Here is a 14,876-nt window from a genome sequence, read left to right on the forward strand (position 1 = left end):
GACCAGGACGGGCATATTCTACGATATGTGGATGATGTTCGGTATGACTGGTGTCCTGCGGCCCTGCCGGAACCGTCGGGACACCGCCGCAGGTACCGCCGTCCCGAGCACCGGCATGCGGGCCGGCGGGCGCGACGCCGTCGGCGGGCCGCCGACGGGACGCGGCGGGAGGTGTTCCCGGCGAGCGCCTGCCGCCGGGGAGGCGGGCGCGCCTCCTGTCGCGTGACCCACCGGGGCCCTGGAGCGAGCAGGGTCGCCGAACGGGCCGCGACCGGGCCCGCTCCCCCGTCACCACGGGTTCGGGCAGGCATCTGATGGAGACCACGCTGACCAACGTGCTGCGCGAGAGCCGCGCCGCCGGCGGGCTGCTGTACGCACTGTCACAGGACGGGGACGCCCTGTGGCTGGTCCTGCTGACGGAAGGGCTGCAGGAGATCACCGTTCCGTGGACGAGGGTGGCGGTGACCGACCCGATGCCGGTGGCGGACGCCGTGCGCGAGCGGCGCCTGGTGTGGATCGGCGGCCGGGAGGACATGGCGCGCCTCTACCCGCGGGCGGCGCTCCTGCTGCCCTACGACTTCGCGCTGGCGGCCGCCCCGGTCGTCTCCGGCACCACGGTCCGGGGCGGGCTGGTGCTCCTGTGGTCCGGCGACCATCCGCCGCAGCTCGCCCATGACGAGCGGGCCGCCGTCGAGATCGGCTGCCGCCGTCTGGGCGGGCTCCTGCGCCAGGCGGTCGACCGCGGCGATCCACTGCCGCCCGCCGGACGGCCTCGCATCCTTCCTCCGCCCCCGCCCCCGCCCCCGTCACGGGGGCCGGCTCCTTCGCCCGCCGAGGCGGCGGAGATCGCGGCGTTCCTCGCCCGCCTGCCGGAAGGGGCCTGCTCGCTGGACCTGCGGGGCCGCATCACCTTCATCACCCGGACCGCCGCCGACCTCGTCGGCGGCGATCCCGCGGGCCTGCTGGGCAGGGTGCCCCGGGACGTGCTGCCGTGGCTGGACGTCCCCCAGGTCGAGGACAGCTACCGGGCGGCGCTGGTCAGCCGGCAGCCCCATGCCTTCACGGTCCTGCGCCCGCCCGACAGGTGGCTGTCCTTCGAGCTGCACCCGGACTCCTCCGGCATCAGTGTCCGCATCAATCCCGTCGGCAGGGCCCAGGACGCCCCCGGGCCGAAGACGGTGCCCGCCGCCGGCCCCGGCCGCGCCACCGTGCTGTACCAGCTGATGCACCTGGCCACCACCCTCACCGAGGCCGCCGGCGTGCAGGACGTGGTCGACCAGACCGCCGACCAGCTCCTGCCCGCCCTCGGCGCGCAGGGAATGGTGCTGATGACCTCCGAGGACGGCCGGCTGAGGATCCACGGCCACCACGGCTACACCACCGAGCTGATGGACCGCTTCAACGCCACCACCCTGCGCCAGGACCTCCCCGCCATCGACGTCCTGACCACCGGCGAGCCGGGCTTCTACCCCACCTTCGCCGACATCAAGCGCTCCTACCCCGCCATCACGCACGAGGACGGGATGGCCTCGTGGGCCGTCCTGCCGCTGATCGCCTCCGGCCGCCCCATCGGTTCCCTGCTCCTCTCCTACGAACGGCAGCACGACTTCCCGCCCGACGAACGCTCCGTCCTCACCTCCGTGGCCGGTCTGGTCGGCCAGGCGCTGGACCGCGCGCGGCTCTACGACAGCAAGCACGACCTCGCCCACCGCCTGCAGTCCGCCCTCCTGCCCCACACCCTGCCCCGCGTCCCCGGCCTGGAGGTCGCCGCCCGCTACCTGCCCGCCGCCCGCGGCCTGGCCATCGGCGGCGACTTCTACGACCTCATCCGCCTCGACGCGCACACCGCGGCCGCCGCCATCGGCGACGTGCAGGGCCACAACGTGGACGCCGCCGCCCTGATGGGGCAGGTCCGCACGGCCGTCCACGCCCACGCCACCGTCGGCGCGCCCCCGGACCACGTCCTCGCCCGCACCAACCGCCTGCTCACCGACCTCGACCCCGGCCTGTTCACCAGCTGCCTCTACGCCCACCTCGACCTCGCCCGAAGACGCGTGCGCCTCGCCACCGCCGGGCACCCGCCACCCCTGCTGCGCCACGCGGACGGACGCACCGAGCTCCTCGACATCCCGCCCGGCCTCCTCCTCGGCATCGACCCGGACGTCCAATACCCGACGCTGGACCGTTCCCTGCCCCCCGGCAGCGTGCTCGTCCTCTACACCGACGGGCTCGTCGAAGTGCCCGGGGTCGATCTCGACGATGCCGTCGCCGCCCTGGCCCGGCTCGTGGAGCGGGCGGACGCGACCGATCTCGACGCCATGGCCGACGCGCTCGTCGAACACTCCCCCTCCCCCGGGGACGACATCGCCCTGCTCCTGATCGCCTTCCGGCCCGGCTCTGGATCCGGCCCCGCCTGATCCCGGAGAGGGCGCCGCCGCCCGGCCCGGGCAGGGGTCATGGCGCGCCACGCCTTTTCACCCGTCCGAGTAGCTTTCCCGAGGTTCCGTTCCGGTGTGGGCGGTTTGTCTCGACCCTGGAGCTGTGGCGGACTTCGCCGGACGAGGGAGGGGACGACCGGTGTGCGGGGGAAGATCGGTGACGGATGTGGAGCACGCAGCGGTCGCCGGAGGCGGCGTCGGCGGCTCCGCCGGGGCTTCCGGGACGAGGCGCGGCCGCGCGCACCGGAGGAGGCGGAGCTCCGGTGCGCGCGGCCGGTGGCGTGCCGGGAGGCTACAGCGAGTGCGCGAGGCGCTTGAAGGCGGCGCGCGTGCCGGAGCCGGCGATGCCGTCGACGGCTCCCTTGTAGCCGTGGTAGCGCTTCAGGTAGCGCTGCAGTCCCTTGATCGTTCCGCTGCCGACGATCCCGTCGATCGGGCCGCTGTAGCTGTAGTGCTTCTTCAGGAAGCGCTGCATCGCCTTCCAGCTGTTGGTGCCGAGCCTGCCGTCGACGGCGCCCGTGTAACCCCACCGGGCCTTGAGGACGCGCTGGACCTTCTTGGCCTCGGCGGCGGTCAGGCCGAGGTTGGCCACCGCACGCGGGGCGACGGCCTTCACGTGCGCCGCGGGGTGCGTCACCGCCGCCTTCGCGGCGGGGGCGGACGCCGCGTGGGCCACGCCCGCCGTGGTCACGCCCGCTGTGGTCAGGCATCCGACGGCGATCGCGGCGGCGGTGGTGGCACCGAGGGCGGTCCTCGTCATGGCGCGCATTCTTTTTCCCTCCAGACGGTCCGGGCCGACCGCACCGGCCGGCTCCGCAACGAGAATGCGGTCCGACGGGGAGCAACCGCCACAATCGCCGCGGAAGTGACGTACGCACGGGCCGTCCCGGCCACCGACCTGCGGGGACGCGTGTCGCGGAGTCGGTGTCACGGGACGCGGGACGTGGGAACGGACGGCCGCCGCCGGGAGGCCGGGACCCACGTGACGGACCCCGGAGGCGAGTGAGGGAACATGCCGCGCTGGAAGGAACTGCCCGCCGAACTGGACGCGCGCGCCCGTCACCTGGTGGTGCGGCTGCGGCGCCTCAAGGACCACAGCGGGCTGAGCATGGCGCAGTTGGCCTCGAGGACGGGGTACAGCGCCAAGTCGTGGGAGCGGTACCTGAACGGCCGGTCGCTGCCACCGGTGGAGGCCGTCTCGGCGCTGGCCCGGATCGGGGGTGAGGACCCGGTACGACTGCTCGCGCTGCACGAGCTCGCGGCGGAGGGGTGGGCGACGGGACGCCCGGGCGGGCATCCCGTCCCGGCCCCGCACCTGGTCCCCGGGCCGGCTCCGGTTCCGGCCCCTCCTCCGGCCCCGGCCCCTTCTCCGGCTCCGGCCCCGCGCCCGGCGCGGGAGCCCGCCTCCTCGCCGGAGCCGACGGCCGGCACGGCGGCGGCGACGGCCTCCGCGTGGCGGGAGCCGCTGCGGGGACGGCATCCGCGCGTCGTCCTGCTTCTCGGGGTGGTGCCGGCGCTGGCCGTCGTCGCGTCCGTGCTCCTGCTCGCCGTGAGGCTCACGGATTCCTCCGGGGGCGACGGGAAGGCGGCGGCTCCCGCCGCGGAGGCCACGGCCGCCGCGTCGTGGGCCGTGGCCGAGTACACCTGCCGTCCGGAGCGGATCGACGGCCTCACCTACGCGGGCAACAGCCGCACCATGGTCACCGTGGTGGCGTACGGGCACGCCGGCCCCGAGGTGGCCGAGGCGCAGTGTCTGCTGCGCGAGGCGGGGCTCGACCCCGGCGACCTCGACGGCATCTTCGGCCCGCTGACCCAACGCGCCGTCCAACGGGCGCAGCGCCGGGCGGAGCTGCCCGCGGACGGCATCGTCGGGCCGCACACCTGGAAGGCCCTGCGGAGCATGGCACGGGGATGACGCGACGATGGCACGGAACACGCCGTCACCGGAGCGGGCGCGCCTGGCCGCCGCCCTGCGGGAACTGAAGCAGCGCACCGGCCTGAGCCTGGCGGCCATGGCGGACCGGACCCCGTACAGCAAGTCGTCCTGGGACCGCTACCTCAACGGCGGCACCCTCCCGTCCCGTCAGGCGGTCCGGGACCTGTGCGCCCTGGCCGGCGAACCGGAGGGCCGCTGCCTGGCACTGTGGGAGATCGCGGAGGCGGAGTCCAGCGGCCGTGCGGCGACGGCGGCCCCGGCCGCCGCCCCGGCACCCGCGGACGAGCCGCGCCCCTCGGCGGGGAGCGGTCACGGGACCGAGGTACCGCCGGGCGGTCGGGGGAACGCGGCGGCTCGGGGCGCGGTGGCCCGGAGCGGGCGCGGGAGCGCGGTGGCCCGGAGCGGGCGCGGGAGCGCGGTGGCCGTGCTCGCGGCGGTGGGCGCGCTGCTCGTCGGCTGTGGCGCGGCGGCCCTCCTCCTGCCGCCGGACCGGGCCGGCTCCACGACGCCCCCGCTCCGCGCCCCGTCCGCCTCCGTCCCGGTTCCCGGCCCGCGCTGCCGGGGTGCGGCCTGCGAGGGCCGGAACCCCCTGCACATGCGCTGCGCCGCCTCTCCCGGCTCCCTCCTCACCGCGCGCACCGCCACCGGCGCCTGGATCGAGCTCCGCCACAACGAGCGGTGCGGCGCGGTGTGGGCCCGCACCTGGGGCACCGGGATCGGCGACCGCGTCGAGGTGACCGCCGGCGGCCCCACCCGCGCCGCGGAGGTCGTGGACGAGATCGACGTGGAGTCGTACGTCTACACCCCGATGACGGCAGTGCGCCCCGGCGGTGTCGTCCACGCCTGCTTCCGCCCCGCGGGGAGCGGCGCACCGGAGTGCTTCACGCAGCGGGCGGAACAGCGGGGGCAGCGGGCGGAATAGCGGGGACCGGCGCGCCCCGCGGGCTCGCGGTGTCCGTGGGACGCGGCCCGGCGGCGGCGTGGTCAGCGAGTGCCGGGCGGGGCCGTTTCCGGCCGGGCGGCTTCGTCGAGGGCGCCCGTGAGCCTGGTCAGGAGGGTGCGCAGGGTGCGGGCGTCGTGGTGGTCGAAACCGGTGGCGGCGGCGACGCGACGGGGGACGAGGCGTGCCTGTTCGCGCAGGGCGACGCCCTCGGGGGTGAGGTGGACGTGGACGGAGCGCTCGTCGGCGGCGGACCGCTGCCGGCGGATCAGACCGGCCGCCTCCAGCCGCTTGAGCAGGGGGGACAGGGTGCCGGAATCCAGGCGCAGGCGCTCACCGAGGTGCTTGACCGGTGTCGTGCCGTCCTCCCAGAGGACGAGCATGACCAGGTACTGGGGGTAGGTGAGACCGAGGTCCTTGAGGACGACGCGGTAGAGGGCGGTGAAGGCGCGGGAGGCCGCGTTGAGGGAGAAGCAGATCTGGCTGTCCAGGAGGAGGGCCTCGTCGAGGCCGGGGCCGGCTCCCCCCTCCCTGTCCGCGCGGCCGGGGTGCGGGGTGTCCATGGGGCCAGGATAGCGGCCCACATTTTGATTGTGCACAACTGAATTGTGTGCTTAGCTTGAGCGCGACGGGACCGGACCGGTCCCGCCTCCGCACAGGGAAGAGGAATTCGCATGGACGCGCTCTACACCGCTGTCGCCACCGCCACCCACGGCCGCGAAGGCCGTGCCGTGGCCTCGGACGGGAAGCTGGACGTCCAGCTGGCGCCCCCGCGCGAGCTGGGTGGCAGCGGAGAGGGAACCAACCCGGAGCAGCTCTTCGCGGCCGGCTACGCCGCCTGCTTCGCCAGCGCCCTGGGCGCCGTCGGGCGGCAGGCGAAGATCGACGTCTCCGACGCCGCCGTGACCGGTGAGGTGTCGATCGGCAAGGAGGGCCCGGGATTCGCCCTGGCCGTGACGCTGCGGATCGAGCTGCCGGAGTCCGTGGACGAGCAGACGGGGCGCAAGCTCGTGGAGCAGGCGCACCAGGTCTGCCCCTACTCCAACGCCACGCGGGGCAACATCCCGGTGGACCTGGTCATCGAGTGACGCCCACCCGCCGACGGCCGGCACTCCCCCGGTCCGGGGGCCGGACGCCTTCCTGGTGCGTGGTCGGCGGGACGGTGCCACGATGGTTGCGCCGGGGCAGTGCGCGGGTGGAACCCGTCGCGGCCCTCCGGGAAGGCGAACCTCGAGGAACGGGTGCATCGCATGGACAGGTCCGGGCTGGTCGAAGCGGTCACACGGAAGGCGGCCGAGGGCGGTGATCTGACGTCCGAGCAGGTCGGCCGGGTCGTCGACGCCCTGTTCGGCACCGTCGACCGGGCGGGGGCGATCGCGGAGGCCCTCAGGGGAGGTCAGACCGTCACCCTCGACGCCTTCGGCAGTTTCCATCACCGGAACGGCGAGACGGGCCTGCGGCCGGGCAAGGCCCTCGACGAGTTCGTCAACGGTCAGGTCGGCTGAGCGGGCTCCCCGGCGATGGCCTCGGTCGTCCTCCGCGCCGCGGGCGCCGCCCGGGCCGAGGAGGTCTGGCGGCGTTACGTGACGCCCGCCCGCTGGCCGACGTGGTCGCCGCAGATCAGGGCCGTCCGCACGGAGGGTGACCGGATCACCCCCGGCATGCGGGGAGAGGTCGTCTCCCTGCTGGGGATCCGGGCCGCCTTCGTCGTGGACGACGTCGACGAGGCGGGCCGGCGGTGGGTCTGGCGGGTGCGGATCGGGCCGGTGCGGATGCGGCTGCACCACGCGGTCTCCCCCCACCCGCGCGGATCGGCCACCACGCTGCGCGTCGAGGGGCCCGCCCTCGCCGTCGCCGCGTACGCCGGCCCCGCCCGGTGGGCGCTGGGGCGCCTGGTCCGCGGCTGAGCGCACCGGCACGTCCGCGGCCCGGCGGCGGTGCGGCTGCGCGACGGACCACGACGGGGAACCTGCGGCCCGTCCGCCGGGACCGGTGGACGGGCCGCCGCCGGGGAGCCGGGAGGAGCGGTCGCGCCGCGGGTCCGCCCGCCGGTCCTGCGCGTCGTCCCGGGACGGGAGCGGCGACCCGGGCACCGGTGCCCTGCCCGGACCACCGGGCCCAGGAGACGACGTCCCCTCCACCACCGAACCATCAACAACAGACATGGCAATCCCTTCGAGAAAGTGCGACCGAAGGAATCGTGCGACGCACGCCGCCGGCTACCCAGTCCCCGAAAATGACGCCCCGCCCCCCGGCCAGGCAGCCCGTGGGTAGTCATGGCTTGACCACCCACACCGGGAAGTGACCTGACCGCCCTGGCCGTTGGACACGGTGACAGCCGCTCCACGTCGGACGCTCGATGCCACCGGCCACCGCCGGCCGCCTACCGCCGAAAGGACACGCCGTGCGTGATTACTCCGAGCTGAGCGACTTCCTGCGCAGCCGCCGAGCCGCCCTGACTCCCGAGGAGATCGGCCTCCCCCAGCTGGCCGAACGACGTCGCGTGCAGGGTCTGCGGCGCGAGGAGGTCGCCCTGGCCGCCGGAGTCAGCCTCACCCACTACACACGGCTCGAACAGGGCCGTGCCCAGCACGTCTCCGACGCCGTCCTCGATGCCATCGCCCGCACCCTGCGCCTGACCCCGGACGAGCACATCCATCTGATGGATCTTGCGCGGCCCGAGCACGCCGCCCCCCGCCGCCCTCAGAGCCCGCGTCCCGCGTGCGCCGACCACGGCCTGCGCCAGCTCATCGACACCTTCACCGACACCCCCGCCCTCATCCTGGACCACCGCAACGATGTCCTCGCCTGGAACCCGATGGGCCACCTGCTGCTGGCCATGCACATGGACTTCGACGCCCCCGCCGTCGCCTCCCGCCGCCCGAACCTGACCCGCATGCTTTTCCTCGACGAACACGTCCGGGACCTGTACCCGCACTGGCACGACGAGGCACAGCTGGCCGTGGCGTCACTGCGGCTGGTCGCCGGCCGTCACCGGCATGACCGGCAGCTCGCCGAACTGATCGGCGACCTCATGATCAACAGCGAGGAGTTCGCCGACCGATGGGCACGCCATCCGGTGCGCACCTGCGTCGCGGGCGTCAAGGAACTTCACCACCCCCTGGCGGGGCCGATGACCCTCTCCTTCCAGAGCCTGCTCGTCCCCACCGACGGCGGCCAACGCATGATCGCCTACAGCGCCCAGGCGGGTTCCACCTCGGAAGCCGCACTGCGTCTGCTCGCCGCCACCCTGCACGTCACTCGCACCGACACACCTGCGACCACCGACTGAACACACCCCCGGCCCCGGGCCTCGGGCGCGCCGCGGCAAACCTGCCTGCCCCGCCGCCCCTCATCCCAGCAAGCTGTTTCCGTCCCTTGTCGCAACAACAGGAAGTTGGCGAAGCAGCCGCCAACCGCACCGCATTCCGCGGGCCGGCAGGAACAACAGGGCTAACGTCATTGCCCGGTGCCCCCACCGGTCCGTCCGCGGCCCCCCCTCCGCGGACGGACCAGCACCCGCCCGGCCCACTTCCCCCTTCGCGCTCTTGCCGGGCAGGCCCGGGCACGCACACGTCCTCATCCACCCAGCACTAGGAGACCCCGTGCCCTTGGCCCTTCTGGCACTGGCCATCGGTGCCTTCGGCATAGGCACCACCGAGTTCGTGGCCACCGGCCTCTTGCCCCAGGTGGCGGACACCTTCGGCGTCTCCATTCCCGCGGCCGGATATCTGGTCACCGCCTACGCCGTCGGCGTCCTCGTCGGCGCGCCCGTCATGACCCTGCTGGGCACTCGCACTTCCCGCAAATCGATGCTCGCGCTGCTCATGCTGATCTTCGTCGCGGGCAACGCCCTGTGCGCGGCCGCACCGAACTTTCCCCTGCTCCTGGCCGGCCGGATCTTGGCCTCCTTCACCCACGGAGCCTTCTTCGGCATCGGATCGGTGGTCGCCGCCGGCCTGGTCGCACCCCAGCGCAGGGCCGCTGCCATTTCCATGATGTTCACCGGCCTCACGGTGGCCAACGTCGCAGGGGTCCCCCTCGGTACCCTGGTTGGCCAGGCAGCCGGCTGGCGCCTCACCTTCGTCCTCATCACCGTTCTGGGAATTCTCGGAACCCTGGGAATTCTCCGCTTCGTCCCCGCCGACCCCCGCCCGCAGACGGCCGGGATCAGCGGCGAGATATCAGCACTGCGCAACCCCCAGGTGCTCTTGGCGATGCTCATGACCATCCTCGGCTTCGGCGGGGTCTTCGCCGCCATCACCTACATCGCGCCGATCCTGACCGAGGTGTCCTCCTTCACCGACTCCTCCGTGGTCTGGATCCTCGCCATCTTCGGAGCAGGCCTCGTCCTCGGCAACATCATCGGCGGCAGACTCGCCGACACCCACCTGATGCCGATGCTCTGCACCGCCCTGCTGCTGCTGTGCGCGACACTCCTGTGCTTCTACCTCACCGCCACACACCAGGCAGCCGCAGTCATCTGCACCTTCCTCGTCGGCTTCTTCGGCTTCGCGACGGTCCCGCCCCTGCAGAAACGAGTCCTCGACAACGCGGCAGGAGCGCCCACACTCGCCTCCTCCCTCAACATCGGCGCCTTCAACCTCGGTAACGCACTCGCCGCATGGCTCGGCGGCCTCACCATCACCGCCGGACACGGCTACCACTCCCCCACCGCGGTCGGAGCCGCCATGGCCGCCACCGCACTCCTCACCGCCATCGCCTCCCACCGCCTCGAAACCAGACGCAAACAACGAAGCAGCATCCCCACCCACCACACCCATGCCGAAGAAGTGACTGCTCACTGAGCGCTTCGGCTCGCCAGGTATCCCAACGGCTCGGACACTCATCCGCCTTCTGAAGCACTCAGCCGCACCGAGGCTCGCCGGCTGTTCGGGGCGCGGCTGTTACAGCTCGAACTCCAGGTGCTCCACGTCGGTGAAGCGGACCTCCTCGAGGCTGCCGGCGCGGCGGCCGCTGTCCTGGAAGTAGACCTCCTTCAGTGCTTCGGCGGCGATCTGCTGGAGTTGCTGGTCGCCGGCGCCGGCCTCCTGGGCGTCGAAGAGGCGGGCGGCGTGCTGCGGGGGCAGGGCGACGGTCAGGTGCCGGATGCGGTCCTGGTCGGTCGATCCGATCGGGGCGGTGTAACCGAGGCGGGCGCGGGTGTCGATGACGATGCCGCCGGTGGTGGCCGCCTTCTGCCGGGCCTTGGCCCGGATCTGGGGCTGCCACCGCTTCCTCACCTCGCGGTCCAGGCGCGCGGCGAGGTGAGGGCGGGGCTTCTTGATCTGGTCCTTCACGTAGCGTTCGACGGTGCGCTGGGAGATGCGCAGCATCTGAGCAACCGCCTTCGTGCCCTTGAGCTGTTTGACCAGGTAGCGCATCTGCGCGCCCGCGCTCTTGGGCGCCGGGCGGGTGAACGCCTTCTGCACCGCGGCGTCCAGGCCGTCCCCGAACAGGCTCATCGTGGCCTACTCCTACTCTCCGTTGTCGGCGTCGGTGACGGTGCCGTCCTTGATGTACCGGGCGAGGTTGAGTTCCGGGGCGTTGAACCGCTCGCGGACCTCCTCGCCCCACAACAGCGGCTGGGTGCCCTCGTGCTTGACCAGGCCCGGGTTGATGCCAAGCTTGAACCCGCCGGGCAGCGGCTTGCCGTCGCGGTAAGGCAGGAAGTCCAGCGGCGAGGGTCCGGCGGCCGCGTAGACGACGCAGTCGGACAGGATCGCGATGGGGTACTGGCCGGTGAACGCCGCGTGCTTGACGATCTTGCGGTGGAGGTTGATCCGGGTGCGGGAGATGACCGCGGCGCGGATGTCCGGCCGCCATGTCGGGCGGGACAGGGCCCGCCAGGGTTCGCCGGGCCTCCAGCCCTCGCCCCGGGGCCGCTCGCGCAGTTTGCCCAGGCCGCCCTTCACCGTCGCTTTGATGGCGGAGACGACGAGCGCCAGCTCCGGGTCGCGGTCCTTGTAGCTGTCCATCGCGGCGAGGAAGTCGGCCGGCTCCATGTCGGCGTGGACGCCGAGGTCGGCCATGGTGGCGAGGTAGGCGTCACGGAGCCGGTTGTACCAACCGTCCAGGTAGCGGCCGTTCTCCCGCCGCACCCATGCTTCGGTCGGGCGGACTTCATAGCCGAGCTCCACCGCGTACGCCACGGTCGGAGTGGCGTACCAGGCCGGCCCTTCGGGGCGTTCCCCCTTAGGCGTGAACGGACTGGGCAGCAGGTCTGCGTCCAGTTGCGCCCACTCCTTGCCGATCTTGACGCGGGACAGGTCGACATGGGACAGGTCGACCAGCCAGGAGCCGGGCAGCTTCGGGTCGAACGTGGGGTTCTTGACGTGCGTCGGTGCGCCGAGGCCGACGGTCAGGCCATTGGCTCCGGCGGCAAAGGCCATGTTGACGTCGATGCCGACCAAGTGCCGCATGGTGCACTCGTCGTCGGTCATCGGTCGTGCCCAGTCGTAGGCTTCCTCGAACAGCTTCTCGGCCGGGCCGCGGACGTGGAAACGAGGCAGGTCCTTGAGGACCGGGTGACCGTCGGGGGCCTCGCACGGCGCCGGGTCGACCGGGTTCTTGCCCAGCGAGCCGGGGTTGTGTTCGGAGTGCCGCTTGCCTGTCTCATCGGCTTCGGAGGCGCGGGTCGGCGGATGCAACGCAGTCATCAGTTCCAGACCGGTTACGGCTGCGGAACCGCGCGGCGTCATCACCCGGGACGCGTAGACGCCCAGCACGCGGGCGAGTTCGGCCGGCGGAAGCTGCCCGGCCTTGCCCCAGTGCCGAGTGTCCAGCGCGTGCCAGGACGGGATGCACAGCTGCACGCAGGCACGCTCCGAACCGGTCGCGGGACGGTAGATCCGCGCCCACGGACCGAAACCGCGTTTGGTCAGTTTCCACTCCGCTCGCGCGAGCTGCTTGACGACCTTGTGGCTCTCCGGCAGACGCCCGGCGAGCCGTTCCTCTTCCGTGAGCGTGACGGGCAGACCGTAGCGTTCCAGCGCGGCCTCGGTGAGCACCAGCAGCGGGTCGGCGTCCTTGCCCGGCCCCGACAGTTTCGGTTGCCCGAGCCTTGCATCCTTGAGCGTCCAGTCGACCAGGGCCGGGATGCTCTTGGCAGGCACGTCCAGGATCAGGCCGCCGGTGCAGTACGCCACCGTCTTGCCGTCTGCGACGTCGACGACGGCCAGCGGTCCGTTCTCGAACCGCGGGTCAACGCCCGCCGGGGTGCTGGCCGGAGCAGCCTTTTTCGCGCCCGGGGGGCGGGACGCCGACGGCGTCCTGGCGGTGCGTGCCGGGCGGGATGCGGCGGCCGGAGCAGCCGCGACGGGAGCAGGGGGCTGGGTGTTCTGGGTTGTGGCCCCGGCCGTGGCCTCGAGGGCCTGGCCCGTGGGCGGAGTTCGCGTTTCCGTCGGGTCGGGTGCCGCGCCGGTAAACCTGGCGGGTGGCGGGGTGACCGGCTGCTCGGATGCTGGCGCAGCAGGGTAGAGCTCCGCGAGTTGCCGCAGCAGTCGCGCGTACGCCTCACGTTCCGGGCCTCGCGGCTCGGTCGGTTTCTTCACCGACTCCCAGCCGGAGACCGTGGCCCGCCGCACCTTCAGCGCGGTGGCCACCTCGTCCAGCGTCAGACCGTGTGCGACGCGCAGCCGCTTGCGTTCCTCCGCCGGCGGTAGCGGAGAGCGGGACGCCACCAGCGCGTCGACCGCGTCGAACAACTCGGACATGGGACACCTCCTGCCCCTACCCTATCCCGCTTAGCGCACGCATCGCGTACTTTTAGCGTACGGATCGCGTACGGAATGCCCGGATGCAGTTGTGGTGTGCGTTACAGCCGAAGCGATGGCCAGTTCGGGCGGGCCGACTCCCGCCCAGAGGTCTGGTCACTACGGTCCTGCACATCAGGAAGGCAACGGCTCCTCGGCGGCTTGGCACACGCCCTGTCTACTGCGTGATGGACGACGCCTGGGCTGTGCCCGCTGGTGGGCACAGTCACCGGACGGAACGGAGCACAGTCGAACCGGCCGGAACGACGACCAAGACTTCTTCAGATGCCGGGGGTGGCGGATGGACAGCAGGACCGGTGGCGCGGCGGGGCGGATCAGCAGTCGGTGCAGCGGCTGCGCACCATGATCGCGGACATGATGGTCGAGTTGCAGCGAGCTGACGGCAAGGCCACTGCGCTGTGCGGAGCCGCAGGAGGGCTCCTGGCCGCCTGTGTGGGAGTGCTGTCCGGAATGGACGCAGCTCCCCAAGGTCTGGTTGTCGCTCTGCTGTGGGCGTCGATCGTGTTGACAGCAGCGACGGGCACGGCTTTGCGGGCTCTTCGTCCGGTGCTTCCCCGGCCGAGTTCTCCCGGAAAGCTGCTCGGCGGGCAGCGAGGCACGGATGTCTTGCCGCTGATCGCGTCTCTTGCCGCTATGAGCGATGACGATCGACTGCATGGGGAGGAGGAACGGTTGGCGGTGATGGCTGTTCTTGCACGGCGGAAGTTCCGGATGGTCCGCATCGCAGTTGATTTGCTCGCCACCGCCCTCACAGTGGCCGGAATTGCACTGTTGGTGGCCTACGTCCCCGGTTGAGATCTGAGCTTGCTTCAGTTTGACGGACATCCGAGATCAGGGGTTGAGCCCCCGGAAGGATGTCCACCATGGAGAGCATGGGGAAGAAGAAGCCACGCCCTCGCCGCTCGTTCACACCGGAGTTCAAGGCCGAGATCGTCGAGTTGTGCCGGCGAGGTGACCGCACGATCGGTCAGGTCGCCCGGGACTTCGACCTGACGGAGACCGCGGTGCGGCTGTGGGTCAACCAGGCCCAGATCGACGCGGGTGAGAAGAACGGCCTGACCAGCGCCGAACGGGACGAGCTGGCCCTTCTGCGACGGGAGAACCGCCGGCTGCGCGAGGACGTCGAGGCCCTCAAGCGAGCCACAGCTTTCTTCGCGAAGGAGACCCGGTGAACGTCCACCCGTTCATCGAGGCGGAGAAAAACGCAGGTCACAGCGTCAAAAGAGCCTGTGACCTGCTCAAGGTCTCCCGAGCCGCCTTCTGCGCCCGCCGCTCCGACAAGCCTTCCGAACGCCGCCGCCAGGACGCCGGACTCACCGAACGGATCAGCCAGGTCCACGCCGGCTCCCGCGGCGCCTACGGCTCCCCGCGCATCCACGCCGCACTCCAGCAGGCGGGCACGTCATGCGGCAGACGCCGCATCGCCCGGCCGATGCGCGAAGCCGGCCTCACCGGCCGCTGCCGCCGACGCCGCGTCCGCACCACCGTCCCCGACCCCCACGCCACCTTCCGCCCCGACCTCCTGAACCGCGACTTCGCCCCCCCACCAGGATGAACACACGATGGTGCGGCGACATCACCCACATCGCGACCTCGGAGGGCTGGCTCTACCTGGCCACCGTCATCGACATCGCCTCCCGCAAGGTCGTCGGCCGGGCCACCGCCGACCACCTGCGGACCTCCCTGGTCACCAAAGCCCTCACCGCCGCCTGGCAGACCCGAAAGCCCCGGCCCGGACTGACGTTCCACTCCGACAGAGGCTGCCAGGGCGGATTCAACTGATCGTC

Annotated in this window: 16 protein-coding genes; 12 read left to right on the forward strand and 4 right to left on the reverse strand. The window is 72.2% G+C overall.

Annotated elements, in window-relative coordinates:
* Positions 1-314: 314 nt before the first annotated feature.
* Positions 315-2,417 carry a SpoIIE family protein phosphatase gene (locus tag A2U95_RS00410; RefSeq protein WP_166020262.1) on the forward strand — a complete coding sequence of 701 codons (2,103 nt, stop codon included), beginning with the start codon at positions 315-317 and terminating at the stop codon, positions 2,415-2,417.
* Between the two features lie 313 nt (positions 2,418-2,730).
* On the opposite strand, the gene A2U95_RS00415 is transcribed toward A2U95_RS00410, so the two are convergent.
* Complete coding sequence (locus A2U95_RS00415) at positions 2,731-3,207, reverse strand: peptidoglycan-binding domain-containing protein (protein WP_166020263.1); 477 nt, start codon at positions 3,205-3,207, stop codon at positions 2,731-2,733.
* A 243-nt stretch (positions 3,208-3,450) separates the two neighbouring features.
* Between A2U95_RS00415 and A2U95_RS00420 the strand changes: the two genes are divergently transcribed.
* Positions 3,451-4,353: a peptidoglycan-binding protein gene (locus tag A2U95_RS00420; RefSeq protein ID WP_166020264.1), complete on the forward strand. Its 903-nt coding sequence runs from the start codon at positions 3,451-3,453 to the stop codon at positions 4,351-4,353.
* Positions 4,354-4,360: 7 nt separating this feature from the next.
* A complete protein-coding gene (locus tag A2U95_RS00425; RefSeq protein WP_166020265.1) occupies positions 4,361-5,296 on the forward strand; it encodes a helix-turn-helix domain-containing protein in 936 nt (311 codons plus the stop codon).
* Positions 5,297-5,358: 62 nt separating this feature from the next.
* On the opposite strand, the gene A2U95_RS00430 is transcribed toward A2U95_RS00425, so the two are convergent.
* On the reverse strand, positions 5,359-5,877 hold the full coding sequence (locus tag A2U95_RS00430) for a MarR family winged helix-turn-helix transcriptional regulator (protein ID WP_166020266.1): 519 nt from the start codon (positions 5,875-5,877) through the stop codon (positions 5,359-5,361).
* A 111-nt stretch (positions 5,878-5,988) separates the two neighbouring features.
* On the opposite strand from A2U95_RS00430, the gene A2U95_RS00435 reads away from it, so the two are divergent.
* The 5 genes from A2U95_RS00435 (at position 5,989) to A2U95_RS00455 (ending at position 10,122) form a co-directional block, all read left to right on the forward strand.
* On the forward strand, positions 5,989-6,402 hold the full coding sequence (locus tag A2U95_RS00435) for an organic hydroperoxide resistance protein (protein ID WP_166020267.1): 414 nt from the start codon (positions 5,989-5,991) through the stop codon (positions 6,400-6,402).
* A 162-nt stretch (positions 6,403-6,564) separates the two neighbouring features.
* The gene (locus A2U95_RS00440) at positions 6,565-6,819 is read left to right on the forward strand and encodes an HU family DNA-binding protein (RefSeq protein WP_166020268.1); all 255 of its coding nucleotides are present in this window, start codon (positions 6,565-6,567) and stop codon (positions 6,817-6,819) included.
* 15 nt (positions 6,820-6,834) lie between these two features.
* Positions 6,835-7,221 (forward strand): SRPBCC family protein, encoded by a 387-nt coding sequence (locus A2U95_RS00445; protein ID WP_166020269.1) that lies wholly within the window; start codon positions 6,835-6,837, stop codon positions 7,219-7,221.
* 497 nt (positions 7,222-7,718) lie between these two features.
* Complete coding sequence (locus A2U95_RS00450) at positions 7,719-8,606, forward strand: helix-turn-helix domain-containing protein (protein ID WP_240957146.1); 888 nt, start codon at positions 7,719-7,721, stop codon at positions 8,604-8,606.
* A gap of 313 nt (positions 8,607-8,919) precedes the next feature.
* Positions 8,920-10,122, forward strand: a complete 1,203-nt coding sequence (locus A2U95_RS00455) for an MFS transporter (protein WP_166020271.1) — start codon at positions 8,920-8,922, stop codon at positions 10,120-10,122.
* A gap of 99 nt (positions 10,123-10,221) precedes the next feature.
* Here the strand turns inward: A2U95_RS00455 and tpg are convergent, their stop codons facing one another.
* Positions 10,222-10,779, reverse strand: a complete 558-nt coding sequence (gene tpg, locus A2U95_RS00460) for a telomere-protecting terminal protein Tpg (protein WP_166020272.1) — start codon at positions 10,777-10,779, stop codon at positions 10,222-10,224.
* 12 nt (positions 10,780-10,791) lie between these two features.
* Positions 10,792-13,029 (reverse strand): telomere-associated protein Tap, encoded by a 2,238-nt coding sequence (gene tap, locus A2U95_RS00465; protein ID WP_166020273.1) that lies wholly within the window; start codon positions 13,027-13,029, stop codon positions 10,792-10,794.
* Between the two features lie 333 nt (positions 13,030-13,362).
* Here tap and A2U95_RS00470 point away from each other — a divergent pair, with 333 nt between their 5' ends.
* From A2U95_RS00470 to A2U95_RS00485, 4 genes are all read left to right on the forward strand, one after another.
* Complete coding sequence (locus A2U95_RS00470) at positions 13,363-13,884, forward strand: Pycsar system effector family protein (protein ID WP_166020274.1); 522 nt, start codon at positions 13,363-13,365, stop codon at positions 13,882-13,884.
* Between the two features lie 68 nt (positions 13,885-13,952).
* Positions 13,953-14,261: a transposase gene (locus tag A2U95_RS00475; RefSeq protein WP_166020275.1), complete on the forward strand. Its 309-nt coding sequence runs from the start codon at positions 13,953-13,955 to the stop codon at positions 14,259-14,261.
* Complete coding sequence (locus A2U95_RS00480) at positions 14,258-14,644, forward strand: IS3 family transposase (protein ID WP_166020276.1); 387 nt, start codon at positions 14,258-14,260, stop codon at positions 14,642-14,644. Before A2U95_RS00475 ends, A2U95_RS00480 begins: the two co-directional genes overlap by 4 nt.
* Positions 14,641-14,871, forward strand: a complete 231-nt coding sequence (locus tag A2U95_RS00485) for a DDE-type integrase/transposase/recombinase (RefSeq protein ID WP_166020277.1) — start codon at positions 14,641-14,643, stop codon at positions 14,869-14,871. The genes A2U95_RS00480 and A2U95_RS00485 overlap by 4 nt, the downstream gene beginning before the upstream one ends.
* Positions 14,872-14,876 lie beyond the last annotated feature (5 nt).

This window comes from Streptomyces chilikensis (assembly GCF_001642695.1).
Taxonomy (GTDB): domain Bacteria; phylum Actinomycetota; class Actinomycetes; order Streptomycetales; family Streptomycetaceae; genus Streptomyces; species Streptomyces chilikensis.